General features: G+C 52.1%; 1 protein-coding gene. It reads right to left on the bottom strand.

Features of this window, described 5'->3' with window-relative positions:
* A partial coding sequence (locus ACYP03_RS24390; RefSeq protein WP_459782429.1) for a LysR substrate-binding domain-containing protein occupies nucleotides 1-401 on the bottom strand: 401 nt, incomplete at both ends.

The raw sequence follows: 401 nt of genomic DNA, 5'->3' as shown, positions 1-401 counted from the left end.
CCATTGGCCTGCCGCACCTTGCCAGATAGCCTGGCGACGCACAGGCGTATAGCGGCTCACTGAGCAACAACCGGCGGATTAGCAAAGAGTCTTTCTCTTCCGTTTCCCGGTTGGTCGCTTTGGCCCGGATAATAAAATCCACATGTAACGGATCTGTTTCCCCTGCTTCAATAAACAACCGAAAGTTCACCTGGGGATGCATTTCCATGTATTCCGCAATGATTTCACGCAGATAATAGCTCGCGTACAGCGGTGTCGATGAGATACTGATAATTCCCCGCTGTTCATCAGCCATGCTGCCCACTTCTGCGCAGATGGTATCAATTTCCGGCAACAGAGAAGAAAAACGGCGATAGAGCATTTCTCCGGCATCCGTGGGTACGAGTTGGCGGGTACTGCGC

It is taken from the genome of Photobacterium sp. R1 (assembly GCF_054600795.1).
The sequence above is the reverse complement of the archived record's forward strand: the minus strand, read 5'-3'. Positions and strand labels throughout refer to the sequence as shown.